13 protein-coding genes and 1 pseudogene are annotated in these 15,294 nt (G+C 70.3%); 6 read left to right on the plus strand and 8 right to left on the minus strand.

Annotated features, from left to right (window positions below; translation table 11 throughout):
- The first annotated feature begins 205 nt into the window (after positions 1 to 205).
- On the plus strand, positions 206 to 1,312 hold the full coding sequence (locus tag ACTMS9_RS14495) for a S8 family peptidase (RefSeq protein WP_441165183.1): 1,107 nt from the start codon (positions 206 to 208) through the stop codon (positions 1,310 to 1,312).
- 619 nt (positions 1,313 to 1,931) lie between these two features.
- Here the strand turns inward: ACTMS9_RS14495 and ACTMS9_RS14500 are convergent.
- Positions 1,932 to 3,572 carry a RecQ family ATP-dependent DNA helicase gene (locus ACTMS9_RS14500; protein ID WP_441165184.1) on the minus strand — a complete coding sequence of 547 codons (1,641 nt, stop codon included), beginning with the start codon at positions 3,570 to 3,572 and terminating at the stop codon, positions 1,932 to 1,934.
- Between the two features lie 209 nt (positions 3,573 to 3,781).
- Here ACTMS9_RS14500 and ACTMS9_RS14505 point away from each other — a divergent pair, with 209 nt between their 5' ends.
- Together ACTMS9_RS14505 and ACTMS9_RS14510 are read left to right on the plus strand one after the other, a co-directional pair.
- Entirely contained in the window at positions 3,782 to 3,916 is a 135-nt protein-coding gene (locus ACTMS9_RS14505; RefSeq protein WP_441165185.1) for a hypothetical protein, read from the plus strand.
- Positions 3,917 to 4,186: 270 nt separating this feature from the next.
- A pseudogene (locus ACTMS9_RS14510) lies at positions 4,187 to 5,372 on the plus strand (IS3 family transposase).
- A gap of 73 nt (positions 5,373 to 5,445) precedes the next feature.
- Here the strand turns inward: ACTMS9_RS14510 and ACTMS9_RS14515 are convergent.
- The 7 genes from ACTMS9_RS14515 to ACTMS9_RS14545 all read right to left on the minus strand — a co-directional run bounded on the left by ACTMS9_RS14515 (position 5,446) and on the right by ACTMS9_RS14545 (position 11,021).
- Complete coding sequence (locus tag ACTMS9_RS14515) at positions 5,446 to 6,423, minus strand: ABC transporter permease subunit (protein ID WP_441146554.1); 978 nt, start codon at positions 6,421 to 6,423, stop codon at positions 5,446 to 5,448.
- Positions 6,420 to 7,319, minus strand: coding sequence for an ABC transporter ATP-binding protein (locus tag ACTMS9_RS14520; protein ID WP_441165186.1), 900 nt, complete (start codon positions 7,317 to 7,319; stop codon positions 6,420 to 6,422). The genes ACTMS9_RS14515 and ACTMS9_RS14520 overlap by 4 nt, the downstream gene beginning before the upstream one ends.
- Positions 7,316 to 7,711 (minus strand): GntR family transcriptional regulator, encoded by a 396-nt coding sequence (locus tag ACTMS9_RS14525; protein WP_334613590.1) that lies wholly within the window; start codon positions 7,709 to 7,711, stop codon positions 7,316 to 7,318. The genes ACTMS9_RS14520 and ACTMS9_RS14525 overlap by 4 nt, the downstream gene beginning before the upstream one ends.
- Positions 7,712 to 7,993: 282 nt before the next feature.
- Entirely contained in the window at positions 7,994 to 8,980 is a 987-nt protein-coding gene (locus ACTMS9_RS14530) for a nucleotide-binding protein (protein ID WP_441165187.1), read from the minus strand.
- 85 nt (positions 8,981 to 9,065) lie between these two features.
- Positions 9,066 to 10,055, minus strand: coding sequence for an LLM class flavin-dependent oxidoreductase (locus ACTMS9_RS14535; protein WP_441146561.1), 990 nt, complete (start codon positions 10,053 to 10,055; stop codon positions 9,066 to 9,068).
- 31 nt (positions 10,056 to 10,086) lie between these two features.
- On the minus strand, positions 10,087 to 10,479 hold the full coding sequence (locus ACTMS9_RS14540) for an SCO5389 family protein (RefSeq protein ID WP_441146563.1): 393 nt from the start codon (positions 10,477 to 10,479) through the stop codon (positions 10,087 to 10,089).
- Positions 10,480 to 10,616: 137 nt separating this feature from the next.
- Positions 10,617 to 11,021, minus strand: a complete 405-nt coding sequence (locus ACTMS9_RS14545; protein ID WP_441165188.1) for a Fur family transcriptional regulator — start codon at positions 11,019 to 11,021, stop codon at positions 10,617 to 10,619.
- Between the two features lie 336 nt (positions 11,022 to 11,357).
- On the opposite strand from ACTMS9_RS14545, the gene ACTMS9_RS14550 reads away from it, so the two are divergent.
- From ACTMS9_RS14550 to ACTMS9_RS14560, 3 genes are all read left to right on the plus strand, one after another.
- On the plus strand, positions 11,358 to 12,416 hold the full coding sequence (locus ACTMS9_RS14550; protein WP_441146566.1) for a permease: 1,059 nt from the start codon (positions 11,358 to 11,360) through the stop codon (positions 12,414 to 12,416).
- Complete coding sequence (locus tag ACTMS9_RS14555) at positions 12,413 to 13,213, plus strand: TIGR03943 family putative permease subunit (protein WP_441165189.1); 801 nt, start codon at positions 12,413 to 12,415, stop codon at positions 13,211 to 13,213. The genes ACTMS9_RS14550 and ACTMS9_RS14555 overlap by 4 nt, the downstream gene beginning before the upstream one ends.
- Before the next feature lie 611 nt (positions 13,214 to 13,824).
- Positions 13,825 to 15,282 carry an SDR family NAD(P)-dependent oxidoreductase gene (locus ACTMS9_RS14560; RefSeq protein WP_441146570.1) on the plus strand — a complete coding sequence of 486 codons (1,458 nt, stop codon included), beginning with the start codon at positions 13,825 to 13,827 and terminating at the stop codon, positions 15,280 to 15,282.
- Positions 15,283 to 15,294 lie beyond the last annotated feature (12 nt).

Consider the following 15,294-nt stretch of genomic DNA (forward strand, 5'->3'; position numbering starts at 1 on the left):
GATCCGCCTACCGATCGGCCCGCATCCCCCTCGGTCAGAAGAAGGCACCACCCATGGTGGTCATCGAAGCACGGGCCCCGACCGGGTGTGGGCACACTCAAGGACTGCCGCAACATGGCCCGCCGGCTACCCCAGCTCGTACGGATTGCCCGGCTTGAGGTGTCGCCTGGCGGTGATCAGCTGCCTTCGCTGTTGCGTTTCGCACATGATCATCGATCTACAGATGAAGCGCCGTTGCATCCTGAGGAGAGGTCTCATGTCGATCACGCAGTTACTCACCGGCACCACGCTGGCCACTGTCCTCGTGGCCGTCGCCGCGACGCCCGCCCAGGCGGCTGGCAATGATCCGTTGTACGACAAGCAGTGGGGCCTGCGGCAGGTCCACGCCGAACAGGCCTGGGCGACCAGCACGGGAGCCGGTGTGGTGATCGCGGTTGTCGACACCGGCGTCGACCTCAACCACCCGGATCTGACATCCAAGCTCGTTCCCGGCGCCACCTTCGTCGACTGCGGTGCGACTTCCTGCGGCAACGGCGACTGGCGGGGCCCCAACGGCAAGCCCGACGCCGGCGACGAGCACGGCACGCATGTAGCGGGCATCGCGGCCGCGGCCACCGGCAACGGGGTCGGCATCGCGGGCGTTGCCCCCGACGCGAAGATCATGCCGATCAAGGTGCTGGAGGCGGGCAGTGGCAGCTTCGCCGACATCGCCGCGGGTATCCGCTACGCAGCCGACCACGGCGCGAAGGTGATCAACCTCAGTCTCGGCGCGCTGCCGGGTTCCCAGGCGCTCACCCTCACTGGGCTGGAGTCGGCCGCGACGCAGGCGATCACCTACGCGCACGCGAAGGGCGTGGCCGTCATCGCCGCCGCCGGCAACGAGACGTCACCGCTCTGCGACACCCCAGCGTGGGAAGCCGGCGCCCTCTGCGTCGCCGCCACGGACCGCAACGAGGTGAAGGCGTGGTACTCCAACCTCGGCGTGAAAGCTGACCTCAGGGCGATCGCCGCCCCCGGCGGTGCTGGCCTCGTCAACTGCGACGACGACGTGTGGTCCAGCGTCCCGCTAGGTACCGGCTCGGACACCTGCGGGCAGGGCAACTACGACGCCTACGCCGGCACGTCGATGGCCACGCCCTACGTGTCGGGGGTGGCAGCCCTGCTCTTCGCCCAGCAGCGCCGCCTCGACAACGTGTACTCGGTACTGATGTCGACCGCTCGCACCCCGCTCGGCCTGCGTGGTGTCTACACGCCGATCTACGGCTGGGGAATCGTCGATGCCCAAGCCGCCGTGGCGGCGCCCAGAGCCTGAGGCCGACCGGGACGTCCGGCTGCCACTAAAGTGCGCAACCCCGGCTCGGAGAACGTCCTGAACTGGGCCTCTCGCGGGAGGGACGGCGACATCGCTGCGGGCTGCCTGGGAGCACCGCCCGCTCTGGTAGGCGGACGTGCGCGGGTGGCACAGCAGGACGGGCTGTGGGAGAACGACGCCCCGACCGGCGACGGCCCTTCGTCTCGTTGCGCGCGTTGGCGGCTTTCCGTGACAGCACCCTGTTCCTCGGCGCCTGTTTGCTGCGCGACCTCGGTGCGGGCGGGATCCCGTCCCCCGTCCCCCGGGGTCCCGCCCGTTTCGCCCGAACAGCGCCTACGCCCTGTGATGGCGTTGGGCGCGCAGGCCGGATGCCTGAAGGTGGCAGTCGGTGCAGCCGGCAACCCGGCACTCTCGCTGACACCGTCAGTTGCCCCCGTAGGCGGCCCCGGCAGCCGAGACGTGGCACGCCAGGTCCAGGCGAGATAACGATCATGACAATCGGTGGGGTAGGCCGTGGCGAACACCCCGAGGAGCCGATTCGCCCGGCGCATGCGCCGCCCCGCGACACAGGACGTACCAGACTGATGGCCGTGGCATCGGCGCGGCGGGCGAAGAGGGGTTAGCGGCCATCCGCGGCGAGTGCCAGCAGGCCTTGCGCTTGCACGACGGAGACTGACAGGGTCTTGTAGCCTACGTCGTCGAAGAGCACGGTCATGCGGTCCTTTTCGTACCCGAGGACCATGCCTGATCCCCATTTGGCGTGCCGCACGATGCTGTGCAGTGGGTACGGCCCGTCTTCCGGGAGCACCTCTGAGGTGCCGCCGTGGCAGTTGTCGCAGTGCCCGCAGGGGCGGCTCAACTGCTCTCCGAAGTAGCCCAGCAGCGATTGCATCCGGCAGCCGGGGCTCTCGGCGAAGCGGCGCATCATGTCGGTACGCGAACGCTGCCCGGCCTGATAGCGGGCGTACTCGGCCAGCGCCTCCCGAGCCGCCTGGTCGGGCAAGGGGGCATACCGAGCGACGCTGAGCTCACCCTTGGGCCCCGTCGCTACCGCACCGACCTGCTCAAGCAGACTGATGTGGCTGGCGACCTTGCGCTGGCTCAGGCCGGTGACCTTCGCCAGAGCGGTGCGGATGAGCGGGCCGCGATGCAGGGCGGCTGCGACGGCTCGCAGCTCTCCCAGTTCAGGCGCGCCGCCGTTGAAGAAGCGTTGCAAGGCAACGTCCTCGGCTCGGTGGAGCAGCAACGCCCGGGCCAACTCACCGTCGCGCCCTGCCCGCCCGATCTCCTGGAGGTAGCTGTCCGGTGAGTCGGGCAACGCCACGTGTGCTACCCAACGGATGTTTCGCTTGTCGATGCCCATGCCGAACGCCGAGGTGGCAACCATGATCGGCACCCGGTCGGCGAGGAAATCCTGGTGACGACGGCGACGCACCCCGGCCGCCATGCCGCCGTGGTATGCCTGCGCGGGATAACCCGCGTCGGACAGCCGTTGCGCGAGGTCCTCGGCGGCACGCCGGGTCGGCACGTACACGATACCGGGCGGGTCGGCCTCCTTGAGCAGGGTAAGCAGTCTGCGCCAGCGGTAGTCCTCGCTGGGACAATGCACGGCGGCCACGAATAGGTTCGGACGGTCCAATCCGGATAGAACCAGCCGCGGCTTACGCATGCCGAGCCGCGCGGTGATCTCCTCGCGCACCGGCGGCGAGGCCGTGGCGGTCAGCGCCACCACCGGCGGGCGGCCCAGGCCGCGGATAAGGTGACCGAGAGTGAGGTAGTCAGGGCGGAAATCGTGGCCCCACGACGAGATGCAGTGCGCCTCGTCAACCGCCACCAGCGCCGGACGCAGCGCGCGGACCTCGGCCAGCCGCTCAGGCGAACTGAGCTGCTCCGGCGTGATGAACAGGAACTTCGCAGCACCCGAGCGCAGCTCGGCCAGCGCCGCCGCCTGCTTGCTCGGGCTCTCCGCTGAGCTGATCCGAACCGCCCGCAACGCCGGATCGTCCCGGTCGTTGAGGTTGCCGACCTGATCCTGCTGCAATGCCAGCAGCGGTGAGATCACCACCGTGGGGCCGCGCAGCAGCGTGGCGGGGACCTGATACACAGCAGACTTCCCGCCCCCGGTGGGCAGCACGACCAGCGCGTCGCGGCCGGCCAGTAGCGTGCGCATCGCGCGCATCTGGGTGGGGCGCAGCTTCTGCCAGCCGAAATGCTTACGGGCGGCGCGGCGTAGCCGCAGGGAGCGAAGAAGAAACATCATCGCCGGGCATGCTAACCAACCACACACGGACCTGGGCCATCCCAGGGTCCGTCGTACGCCTCGTCTTCGGCCAACGCGCCACCTCGCCCGCGCTTCGCGAGGGCATGCGGGCCGGCAGCGGGGACCGGGTGGCACTGCCCAGCCAGAAAGCACGCCCGATGCAGATCAGCGGCAGGCCGACCAGTGGAGCGTCACCGTCGCCGGCGCGGATGGCCAAGGTCGTGCGGTTCCTCCCGGTCGACCCCTCACCCGAGAGCCGCCTGCTCACCAACAGCCTTGCTCACGCTGCCGATTGGTTCCTCGCCTTCCACACCGCCGGCACCGAACTCGGCTCCCTGGCATAGCAAGGACTCCCACCGGGCCGCGCGAGGTGCTCATTTCGGCGGTGCCTGAAGACTGAATCCGGTCGTCGTTGACAGCTCGGCCACCATCTGTTGCCACTGGAACCACCTCGCCGAGCCGTACCCGGGGCCGGGTAGCAACCGCCACTGACGCCCACACCGCTGTCCTCGGCCACACGGCGCAGGTGCCCGCGCACCGTAGGGCTGGGCTTCCCCCGCAGGTGTGGACACCCTGAGAACTGGATCTTGAGTCCAGAGGAAGGGGTGTCCCCGTTGGGGCGTCCATCGAAGTACACGCAAGAGTTCCGGCGCGACGCGGTTGACCTGGTGCGCTCGTGCGGGCGGCCGATCAACGAGGTCGCGCGCGAGTTGGGTATGAGCCATGAGACGCTGCGGAACTGGGTCCGCAAGCACGAGCATCAGACGTCGGGTTCGGTCCCGGTGGCGGCTGGTGGCGGGTTGTCGGTGGCGGACAAGGACGCCGAGATCGCTCGACTGCGTCGGCAGGTCGCCGAGTTGCAGGTCGAGAAGGAGATCCTGCGCAAGGCAGCCGCCTATTTCGCCAAGGAGATGGATCGGTGACCAGCCGCTTGCGGTTCATCTCCGCCCACCGCGCCGCCTACGGCGTCAAGCGGCTGTGCCGGCTGTTGGCGGTGTCCCGCTCGGGGTTCTACCGGTGGATCGCCGCCGAGCCGACCCGGGTGGCGCGGGCCGCCGCCGAGGATGTCCTGGCCGCGCAGATCACGGCGGTGCACGCCGCGTCGGGCGGCACCTACGGCTCGCCGCGGGTCACCGCCGAGCTGCGTGATCAAGGTGTGCGGGTCAACCGTAAGCGGGTGGAGCGGATCATGAGCCAGCGTGCCGTCGTGGTTCGCCACCTAGCCGGGGCAAGCGCACCACGATCCCGGACCCGGCGGCGCCGGCGGTGGCGGATCTGCTCGGCCGCGACTTCACCGCGACCGCACCCGACCAGCGCTGGTGCGGCGACATCACCTACCTGCGGGTCGGTGACCGGTTCCTCTACCTGGCCACCGTCATCGACATCGCCACCCGCCGGCTGATCGGCTGGTCACTGAACACCCACATGCGTACCGACCTCGTCATCAACGCGCTCGACGCGGCCGTCGCCGCCCGCGGTGGCCGGGTCCACGGCGTGATCTTCCACCGCGACCGCGGCGCCCAGTACGGCAGCGCCGGTTTCGCCGACGCCTGCCACCGCCACGGCGTACGCCGCTCCAGGGGCCGCATCGGCTCATCGTTCGACAACGCACTCGCGGAGGCGTTCTTCGCCACCCTCAAACGCGAACTCGCCGTCGACCATCGACGCTGGAACAGCGAGGCCGACGCCCGACGCGACATCTTCCGCTGGATCGCCTTCTACAACCACCGCCGTCGCCACTCCGCCCTCGGCTACCGCAGTCCCGCCGAGTACGAACGAACCCTCGACCCCACAGCGTGAACGTCGACACGCCGCCCGGCCGACAAGCCGAACAGCGTGTCAACCAACACCGTGAACGTTTGTGGTCAGGGCACTAGATCATACGGCGCCGTACCCGCCACACCACCACACCGATCAGGACCGCCGCGACGGCGATGAACAGGGCCGCCTCGATGAGCTGGAACGTCCAGAACCGGTCGGCCGGGTGGTAGACCCCGAACTGCTGGATGCCCCGCGCGTGCAGGAACTGGTTGAGGTTGGTGCCGGCCCGGTTGGCGGCGCCCTCCAGCTCGTAGTACTCGGTCCAGCTCAGCCTGCGCCCGGTGGCGTCTGCGTAGCCGTGTTCGATCATCCAGTCAGCGAAGCTGGGCACGGGCCGGTGCCCCGCCTGGTCCTTCGAGCCGCCGACGGGGACCGGCTCCATGGTGGTGAGCGGCGTGGCGTACGCGGGACGGGCCAACAGCGCCACCGGCATCCGGGCGGCGAGGAACGCCCCGAACGCGACGCCGAACGCGGGCAGGCTGCGCCGCAGGATCGCCCCCGCGGCGGTGGCGACGCCGAACGCGAACAGCGCGTACGCCACCGGAACAAGTCCCTCCAGGTCGAAGGCGTCGTACTGGAACCGCCCTTCCCACGCGTCGAATGGCTGACGGAACCAGGTGAGCACCGCGGTGAACATCCCGGTGAGCGTGACGGTGACGCCGGCCAGTGCCGCGAGCTTGGCCGCCAGCCAGCGCATCCGCGGCACGGCCTGCGTCCAGGCGAGCTGCCAGGTGCCGTCCTCCAGTTCGCGCGCGAGCAGCGGCGCACCGAGGAACGCACCGATGACGACGGGGACCAGATAGAAGCCCGCCAGGAGGTTCTCGACGTACCCGTACTCCTCGTCGAGCCGGCGGAAGGAGGCCGCGCAGGCCTCGTTGATACCGGCCTCTCCCGCACACCGGGCGGGACCGCCGGGGAACAGGTCGTGGGCCTGCGTCCCGAGCACGAGCAGGGCAATGCCGAACATGCCGACAAGCAAACCCAGGACGCAGACCTCGGTCCGGTGCTGGCGCCAGATCAACCACGTCATGCCGCCACCCCCGACGTGACCGCGGCGCTCGGCTCGGACGGCCGGCGCAGGTACGCCAGCACCAGGTCCTCCAGCGCGACCGGCTGGGCCTGCCACCCAGGCGCGGCCGGGATCGCGCCGTCGCGTACCAGCAGGGTCGTGTGCCGGTCGCTGTGGACGGCCTCCACGACGGCGCCGGCCCGGTCGAGGTCGGTGGCCGTGCGCGGGCCGACGAGCAGCCGGTGCTCGGCGAGGAGGGTGTCGATGTCACCGGTGAGCGTGACCCGGCCGTGGTTAAGCACGACCAGGTGGTCGCAAACGCGCTCCAGCTCGTGCACGACGTGGGAGGAGAACAGGACGGTCACCCCGCCTTCGGCCACCGCGCCCATGAGGACCTGCAGGAACTCGTGCCGGGCCAGCGGGTCGAGGCTGGCCACCGGCTCGTCGAGGACAAGCAGGTCCGGCCGCTTCGCCAGGGCCAGAGCCAACGCGACCTGGGCCTGCTGCCCGCCGGAGAGCGTACCGGCCCTGCGGTCGAGCGGGATACCCAGCTTCGCCAGCCGGCGCTCGGCCAGCCCCTGGTCGAACCGCAGGTTGCAGGCCCGGCCGAAGCGGAGCATCTCGGCGACGGTGAAGCGCTTGTACAGCGGGTGGTCCTGGGCCAGGAACCCGACCCGGGACAGAGTCTGCGGGGTGCTGGCGGTGACGTCATGGCCGAGGACCTCCACCGTGCCGGTGCTCGGTGCCAGCAACCCGACAGCCAGGCGCAGCAGCGTGGTCTTGCCCGCGCCGTTCGGCCCGACCAGGGCGATCACGCCGCCCGCCGGCAGGGCCAGGGTGCAGTCGCGCAGCGCCCAGCCCCTCCGGTACCGCTTGCCCACACCGTCGGTGCGCAGCGCGAACTCGGTCGCTGTCACGCCACTTCCTCATTCCTCGTCTGCTGGTGGACGGAAGTAAAAAGCGCGTTGACCGCCTGCTCGTCGAGGCCGGCCGCGTAGGCGCGGCGCAACCAGGTCGCCAGGCCGCGGCGCAGCGACGTGTACGTCGATGCCGACATCGCGGCCGACTGCTGTTCATTGACGAACGTGCCCTGGCCGGGCCGGCCGGTGACCAGGTTCTCCTGCTCCATCTGCCGGTACGCCTTGGCGACGGTGTTCGGATTGATCGCCAGGTCCTCGACCACCTCGCGGATGAGCGGGAGGCGGTCACCGGGTTGGAGAAAGCCCAGCAGCACCGCCTGGCGGACCTGCTGGACGAGTTGCAGGTACGGCGGCACGCCGGAGTGGGTGTCGAGCCGGAAGACGAACACGGTAGCCCCTTACTGCTTTGCTAGTACCATAGTAAAGCAGTAAGTTGGCGGTCAAGAGAGCCGACGCGCCCGCACGACCGCGGCACCGGATCCGGGCGCACGCCTGCCCCGACCGCCGGCGGGGTACCCGCGCAGTCGGGGCGCGGCGGCGACAGTGACAACGGACCGGCGATGTACGCGATGAGGCGGCTGGCCGCGTGGACCGCGGCTGGGGCACGTATCGGTATGGCCGTCCTCGGTGGTTCGGTGGCGCGGACGCTCGGCGCGGCCCGCCACCGCCGGTCAGGCGGTGACGGCGGTCGGCAGGTTGAAGGTTTGCGCACCCATTCGGAAGTCGGGGTCGATCTGAGTGGTGAGGTCGGCTCCGGCGCGTTCGTTGGCCCATGCTGCGGCGTTGCGTCGGTGGAACTCGTGGGCCCAGCGGGTGAAGGCTTCCCAGTCCTGGGCCGTGCGGTCGACGGCATCCGTCAGCTGCCCCAGCACGGCTCGGTTGGCTGCTTCGAGTTCGTCCAGCGGCCCCACCGTGCCCCGTTCGGCTCGTCGCACGTAGGTCGAGCGGCTCACCCAGGTGAGGAGGTCCTGGCCGACGTGCTCGCGGAGGAACTCGACATCGGTGGCATCCTCGACCTTGTTGCCGACGACCGACAGCGCCACGCCGTAGTCGCGGGCGTATCCGGCGTACTGGCGGTAGACGCCGATGCTACGCACGGTCGGCTCGCAGACCAGGAAGGTGCGGTCGAAACGGGTGAACAGCCCCGAGGCGAACGAGTCGGCGCCGGCGGTCATGTCCACCACCACGTACTCGCCCGGGCCGTCGAGCATGTGGTTGAGCAGCAGCTCGACCGCGCCGACCTTGGAGTGGTAGCAGGCGACGCCGAGGTCCTCGGCGGTGAACTCGCCGGTCACCGCCAGCCGCACGCCATTCACGGTCCGGACGCACGACGCGTAGACCGGGTTGTTCTCGACCACACGCAGCAGGCGCGAGCCGGTTCCCGGCGGGGTGGTCTTCACCATCTCGGCGGCGCTGCCGATGCGGGGATTACGGCCGCGGAGGTATTCCTTGATCAGCGGCAGGCGCTCGCCGAGCGGGCTCGTCGTCTCGGCGGTACCCACCGGTCCGCCGAGGGCCGCTGCGAGGTGTTGGTTGATGTCGGCGTCGATGGCCAGCACCGGCCGCCCCTGCTCGGTGAGGTGGCGGGCGAGCAGCGCGGCCAGGGTGGTTTTCCCGCTGCCGCCCTTGCCGACGAACGCGACCTTCACCGCACCCACCTGACAACGTTAACGGTAATCGTTTCCACGTACGGCACTGTAACGCCTCGCACGGCCGTCCCGGCGGCAAATCGCCGTTGTGTCGTCAGTCGAGCACGTCCGCGGCGAGGCGATGAATCGTGTCGAGCGTACGATCGCGACCACCCACGCCTTCCACCAGCAGCAGCAGGTGCCGCACGCCGGGCAGGGCGGCGGCCTCGTCCAACGCGTCCCTGCAGCGGCGGGGCGAGCCGACGGGATGGATGGCGATGAGGCGTTCCACATAGGCGGCCAGGTCTCGTCGGCCCGCCGGGGCGCCGTCCAGGCGGACGTACTCGCCGGTCCCGGCCAGCAGCGCCGGGAGTCCGGCGCGGACGGCGTCGGCGGCCCGCCCGTCGTCGTCCTCGACGTGTGCCAGATGGGCGCTGGCATGGCCGACACGCCGGCCATCGTGGCCGTGCGCGGCGGCCACCCGTGCGTAATGGTCGAGCTGGCTCGCTTTCTCGGCGAGGTCGGCGTGCAGGCCGAGCAGCAGCGGCATGCCGTACCGGGCCGCGAGCTCCACCGTCGGCGGCGAGGTCGCCGCGACCCACACCGGTATCCGCCGGGTGGGCCGTGGCACCACCTGCACCGGCCGGAAGGGGAATCGATCGTTGCCGGCCACCGTCGGTGCGCCGGACAACCATCGGTTAAGAAGCTCCAGTGCGTCGTGGAAGCCGGTGTGGAAGCGGTCCAGGCCGGTGCCGAAGACCTCCAGGTCCACCCACGGGCCGCCCCGGCCGACACCGAGGCGGAACCGGCCGCCGGACAGCTCGTCGAGCAGCACCGCCTCTTCACCGAGGGCGACGGGGTGGCGATTGGACAGGATGCAGGCGGCGGTGCCGACCGTGATGGTCCGGGTGGCGCCGAGCAGGTGCGCGGCGAAAGTGACCGCCGAGGGACACACGCCGTAGGAGATGAAGTGGTGCTCGGCTATCCACACCCCGGCGTACCCGGCGGCTTCGGCGGCGCGGCCGTACCGGTGGGCGTCGGCGAGAGCCGTGGCCTGGGTTGCGCCCGGGCGGTGCCCGGCGAGCAGGAACAGATGGACGTCCACGTTCCGGCCTGCTCGCCGGGCGGTCACCGGGTCAGCAGTCACGCAGCTCGGGAGACTGGTTGAGCAGCTGACCACGGACGGAGACGAAGCGGCGGTAGGTGTCGGAGTCGACGGCGGAGGGACGGAACGCCGCGACGCGGTGGCAGTTCTGGAAGGCCAGCTTGACGCCGAAGTGGCGCTCCAGGCCGGCCCGGATGGCGTCGCTGGCCAGGGCACGCAGGAGCTGACCCCGCTCGGCCTCGCTCGGCGGTGGGACGACGTTGTCGGCGAACTCGGCGTCGGACGACCCCAGGTCCGCCACGACCCGGCTGACGACCTGCCAGGCGTACGGCAGCGAATCGCGAACGCAGGACACGAATGCCTCGTCATCGACGGGGCCCGACTCGGCGGCCTGCAACAGGCTCGGTGGCACGGTGAGAGACATGCTCCTCCTCCTAGACGGTAACGATCACGGTTGTCGTTAGCGTCGCGTCATGAGCACATCACGCACGCTCGGTGGCGTCAATGGCACGGGGCGTGTTCGCTGGAGGTTGGTGGGGCTGACCAGCGGTGGGCTCTGACCTATCGGGTGGTGCAGTTCGCGCACGTACCCATGATCTCGAGCGTGTGGTCGACGGCGGTGAATCCGTGCTGGGCGGCTGTGCGGCTCGCCCAGGACTCCACGGCAGGGCCGACGATCTCCACCGTACGTCCGCAGTGCCGGCAGACGAGGTGGTGATGGTGGCTGCGGCTGCACCGGCGGAACATCTGCTCACCCGACGGCAGGCGCATCATGTCCACCTCACCGGCGTCCACGAGGGCCTGCAGGGTGCGGTAGACGGTGGTGAGACCCACCCCGGCACCCCGGTCGCGCAGCTGCGCGTGCAGGCGTTGCGCGCTGCGGAACTCGTCGGACTCCTCGAGCAGCGTGATGACCTCGCCGCGCTGCCGGGTGTTGCGAGCAGCGCCGGGGATCGACTTGACCACCGCCTGGACCCCTCTCGTCGACGGCACGCCGTGCGGTCACGGCAGCACCGGGGACGGTCCGCCGGTTCGAACTGTCCCTGTCGCACTGCGGCTCGTCGCGGCGTTCATGGTAGCGGGCAGCGCCGGTCGGGCCGGTCGAACTGTCGTGGCGGTCGAAGGCCGGCCCGTTGCTCGCCCTACCGCCGCGCCACGGCCGCACGCTTGAACCGGAATGCCGACAGTCACCCGACGAACGGCACTCCTCTATACACTCATCCGCACCAGCAGCCCGGAAGGTGCCCGGAGTCGGCCCCTGCTGCCATTCGCTGACGCTGTACAGACCGGAACGGAATCGGTGTGACTGCTCCCGAGCGCATCGCCCCATCAGGTGAAGAGCCGCCCGGCGAACCTCCGGTTAGCCACGAGTCGCCGCATTCCCGCGGTGCCGCCGTGCGGGCCGTGATCGCCGACCGGATCAGCAGCGTCGAGGTGCTCGCCGCGCTGCTGATCCTCCTGATCGTCCTGCGGGACCCACTCGCCGGCCTGCTGTCCGCGCCGTCCCTGGCGACCTGGACCACGGTATTCGTGTCGGTGATGGTGCAGGCGGTCCCGTTCCTGGTGTTCGGCGTGCTGCTGTCGGCCGTGATCGCGGTGTTCGTACCGCGGTCCTTCTGGGCGCGTGCCCTGCCGAAGCATCCGGCCCTCGCCGTGCCGGTGGCCAGCGCCGCCGGTGTCGTCCTGCCCGGATGTGAGTGCGGCGCCGTGCCGATCGCCGGGTCCCTGATCCGCCGTGGGGTCACCCCCGCGGCGGCGCTGGCCTTCCTGCTCGCCGCGCCGGCGATCAACCCGATCGTGCTCGTCGCCACCGCGGTCGCCTTCCCCAACAACCCCGAGATGGTCCCTGCCCGCGCCGTCGCCAGCCTGGTCGTCGCCATGTTGATGGGCTGGTTGTGGCTACGCCTGGGACGCGCGGACTGGATCCGGCTACCACGCCGGCCCGAGCTTGACGGCCTTCGACGGGGCGAGGCGTTCTGGTCCGCCGTCCGGCACGACGTGGTCCACGCCGGGGGCTTCCTCGTCGTCGGCGCGATGGCGGCGGCCAGCATCAACGTCCTAGTACCTGAACGGTGGCTGCAGACCCTCGCCGACCAGCCGGTGCTCTCCGTGCTGGCACTTGCCGTGCTGGCCGTCCTGCTATCCATCTGTTCGGAGGCAGACGCGTTCGTCGCCGCCTCGCTGTCGCAGTTCTCCCTCACCTCCCGGCTCGTCTTCCTCGTGGTGGGTCCCATGGTCGACCTCAAACTCATCTCCATGCAGGCCGGAGTCTTCGGCCGCCGCTTCGCCGCCCGGTTCGCCCCCGCCACCTTCACGGTCGCGGTCGCGGTCGCCGTCGGCACCGGGGCGGTGCTGCTGTGAACCGCCAAGCCCAGGCCTGCATCATGATCCTCTTCGGCGGCGCGGTCCTCCGGGCCAGCCTCACCGACCTGCATCTGCGCTACGTCAAGGAGGGACTTCGCCCCTTCCTCATCGGCGCCAGCCTGCTGCTGATCATCACCGCCGTGATGACCCTCTGGTACGAACTGCGACCCGCGGCCGCCGCCACATCCGGCGCAGCCGACGAGCAGCAGCCACCCGCCCCGGCTGATCCTGACGGCGCGGTGGGTTCCGCTGCGGCCACCGCACCCGGGCACGACGACCATGGACACCACGGCCATCACGGGCCGCGCGTCGCCTGGCTGCTCCTCCTGCCCGTCCTCGGGCTCCTGCTGGTCAGCCCGCCCGCGCTCGGCTCGTACGCCGCCGGCCAGTCCGGCACCGCGCTCACCGCCGAGCAGAACTACGACTATTCCCCGCTGCCCGCCGGTGATCCCGCGCCGATCTCGGTCATCGACTATGCCGCCCTGGCCCTGTTCGACAAGGGCCGGTCGCTCGGCGACCGCCGCGTCCAGTTCACCGGCTTCATCACCCCCGGCGCCGGCGGCGAGCCGATCCTCGCTCGGATGATCATGTCGTGTTGCGCGGCGGACGGCCGGCCGGTCAAGGTCGGCATGACCGGCGATGCGCCTGCCGGCCTGGCCGACGACACCTGGGTCGAGGTCACCGGCCGGTACAGCCAGCGTATCGGCCGCGACCCGGTCAACAACGAGGAGATTCCCTACCTCGATGTCGAGTCCTGGCGACAGGTGAACGCGCCGGCCAATCCCTACGGATAGCCGGTCTCGTTCTCGGATCGAGGTTGGAAATGCTGGACGTTGAACGCCGGGGCCCGTTCCCGTGGTGCGGGCTGGCGTTCGGCGCCGATGCGGCGTTCAGGTGGTCGCGGCCGCCAGGGTCGCAGACCGCCGGAGTTGGAGCGCTACCGCGCCGCCCTCAACGCCGGAGCGGACCCGGATGTGGTCACCGACTGGATCGCGCAGAACCAGGCGGAACGCGCTCGCGCGGAAGCAGATCTATGCGCGAACGCGGGCACCACCCCGCCGGATGAGCCGAGCAGAGATCAGGGCCCTGGTGACCGCACTCGGCGACATCGCCGCCGTGCTCGGCGACGCCGACCTGGCCGACAAGGCCAAGGTGTGCCGGCGACGCGGACCCCGGGCTGAAACGCAAACGGTGCCCGCTGGCTGGCCTGCCCATGGTCGTCCCGAGTTCGGCGTGGCTGGAGATGCAAGGCTCGGTAGACCCGAGCGAGGTTGGCCTCGACGGTAATTGGGCTGATGATCTGACGCGGGATGCGTCGAAGGCCGTGCGGTGCGTACAGTTCCGGGTCGGACTTGGGGTGGGCCGGGTAGATCCGGCGCAGGGAACGGGATGAGACAGCGGCGGCATGACGGCGGACAAAATTACAGAAAACGGTCAATACGGCATTGACCGCGGCCGACTGGAGACCTGTCTCAGCGTCTTTGAGGCGTTGGAGGACCTGCCTCCCGATCACCCCGACGTGGTGCGGGTGCAACGGGCCACCGCGAAGCTCTACAAGGTGATCAAGCAGCGGCGACGCGAGGAACGGCGGGATGCCATCGCGGCGGCCGACCGCGCGGTGACGGCGGCCACCGCCACCGGCGCCCCTGGCCGGATCGACGACGAGACCCAGGGCATCCCGCTCGCCTCCCCCACCGTCGGTACCACGGCCGGCTTCCTGCACAATCCGCGCGGCTGCTACGTCTGCAAGCAGCGCTACCGCGAGGTGGACGCCTTCTATCATCAGCTCTGCCCGCCCTGCGCCGCGCTCAACCGGGAGCGCCGGAACGCCCGCACCGACCTGACCGGCCGGCGCGCGCTGCTCACCGGCGGCCGGGCGAAGATCGGCATGTACATCGCGCTGCGGCTGCTGCGCGACGGCGCGCACACCACGGTGACCACGCGGTTTCCGCACGACGCGGTCCGCCGATTCGCCGCGATGCCCGACAGCGCGGACTGGCTGCACCGCCTGCGGATCGTCGGGATCGACCTGCGCGACCCCGCCCAGGTGATCGCCCTCGCTGACTCGGTCAGTGGCCAGGGACCCCTCGACATCCTGATCAACAACGCGGCGCAGACCGTCCGCCGCACGCCCGGGGCGTACGCGCAGCTCGTCGCCGCAGAGGCGGCGGCCCTGCCGGACGGCCCGCTGCCGGAGATGATCACGTTCGCCAAACCGACCGGCCGGAGCGACCCGGCCGGCAGCCTGAACGCCCCACCGCAGCCGGCGATCACCGCGCACGCGCTCACCGCACTGGCGCTGACCAGCGGCTCCGCCTCGCCGGAACGGATCGCGGCAGCCACCGCCATCGACGCCGGCGGTCTGGTGCCGGACCTCGACCCCGTCAACAGCTGGGTGCAGCGGGTGCACGAGGTGAACCCGGTCGAACTGCTCGAAGTGCAGCTGTGCAACGTGACCGCGCCGTTCGTGCTGGTCAGCCGGCTGCGACCGGCGATGGCCGCAGCGACCGCCCGCCGCAAATACGTGGTGAACGTGTCAGCGATGGAGGGCCAGTTCGCCCGCGGCTACAAGGGGCCGGGCCACCCGCACACCAACATGGCCAAGGCCGCGCTGAACATGCTGACCCGGACCAGCGCCCAGGAGATGCTGGCCGACGGCATCCTCATGACCAGCGTCGACACCGGCTGGATCACCGACGAGCGACCCCACCCGACGAAGATGCGGCTGGCGGACGCCGGCTTCCACGCCCCGCTGGACCTCGTCGACGGCGCGGCCCGGGTCTACGACCCGATCGTCCGCGGCGAACAGGGCGAAGACCTGTACGGCTGCTTCCTGAAGGACTACGCGCCCTGCGCCTGGTGATCGGCGCGCCCA

It is taken from the genome of Micromonospora sp. L31 (assembly GCF_052068075.1).
Lineage (GTDB): Bacteria > Actinomycetota > Actinomycetes > Mycobacteriales > Micromonosporaceae > Micromonospora > Micromonospora purpureochromogenes.

Bases quoted from the DNA above. Each gene is read 5' to 3' on its own strand.
- ACTMS9_RS14495 (WP_441165183.1), top strand. From the start codon at position 206: ATGATCATCGATCTACAGATGAAGCGCCGTTGCATCCTGAGGAGAGGT.
- ACTMS9_RS14500 (WP_441165184.1), bottom strand. From the start codon at position 3,572: ATGATGTTTCTTCTTCGCTCCCTGCGGCTACGCCGCGCCGCCCGTAAG.
- ACTMS9_RS14505 (WP_441165185.1), top strand. From the start codon at position 3,782: ATGGCCAAGGTCGTGCGGTTCCTCCCGGTCGACCCCTCACCCGAGAGC.
- ACTMS9_RS14515 (WP_441146554.1), bottom strand. From the start codon at position 6,423: ATGACGTGGTTGATCTGGCGCCAGCACCGGACCGAGGTCTGCGTCCTG.
- ACTMS9_RS14540 (WP_441146563.1), bottom strand. From the start codon at position 10,479: ATGTCTCTCACCGTGCCACCGAGCCTGTTGCAGGCCGCCGAGTCGGGC.
- ACTMS9_RS14560 (WP_441146570.1), top strand. From the start codon at position 13,825: ATGACGGCGGACAAAATTACAGAAAACGGTCAATACGGCATTGACCGC.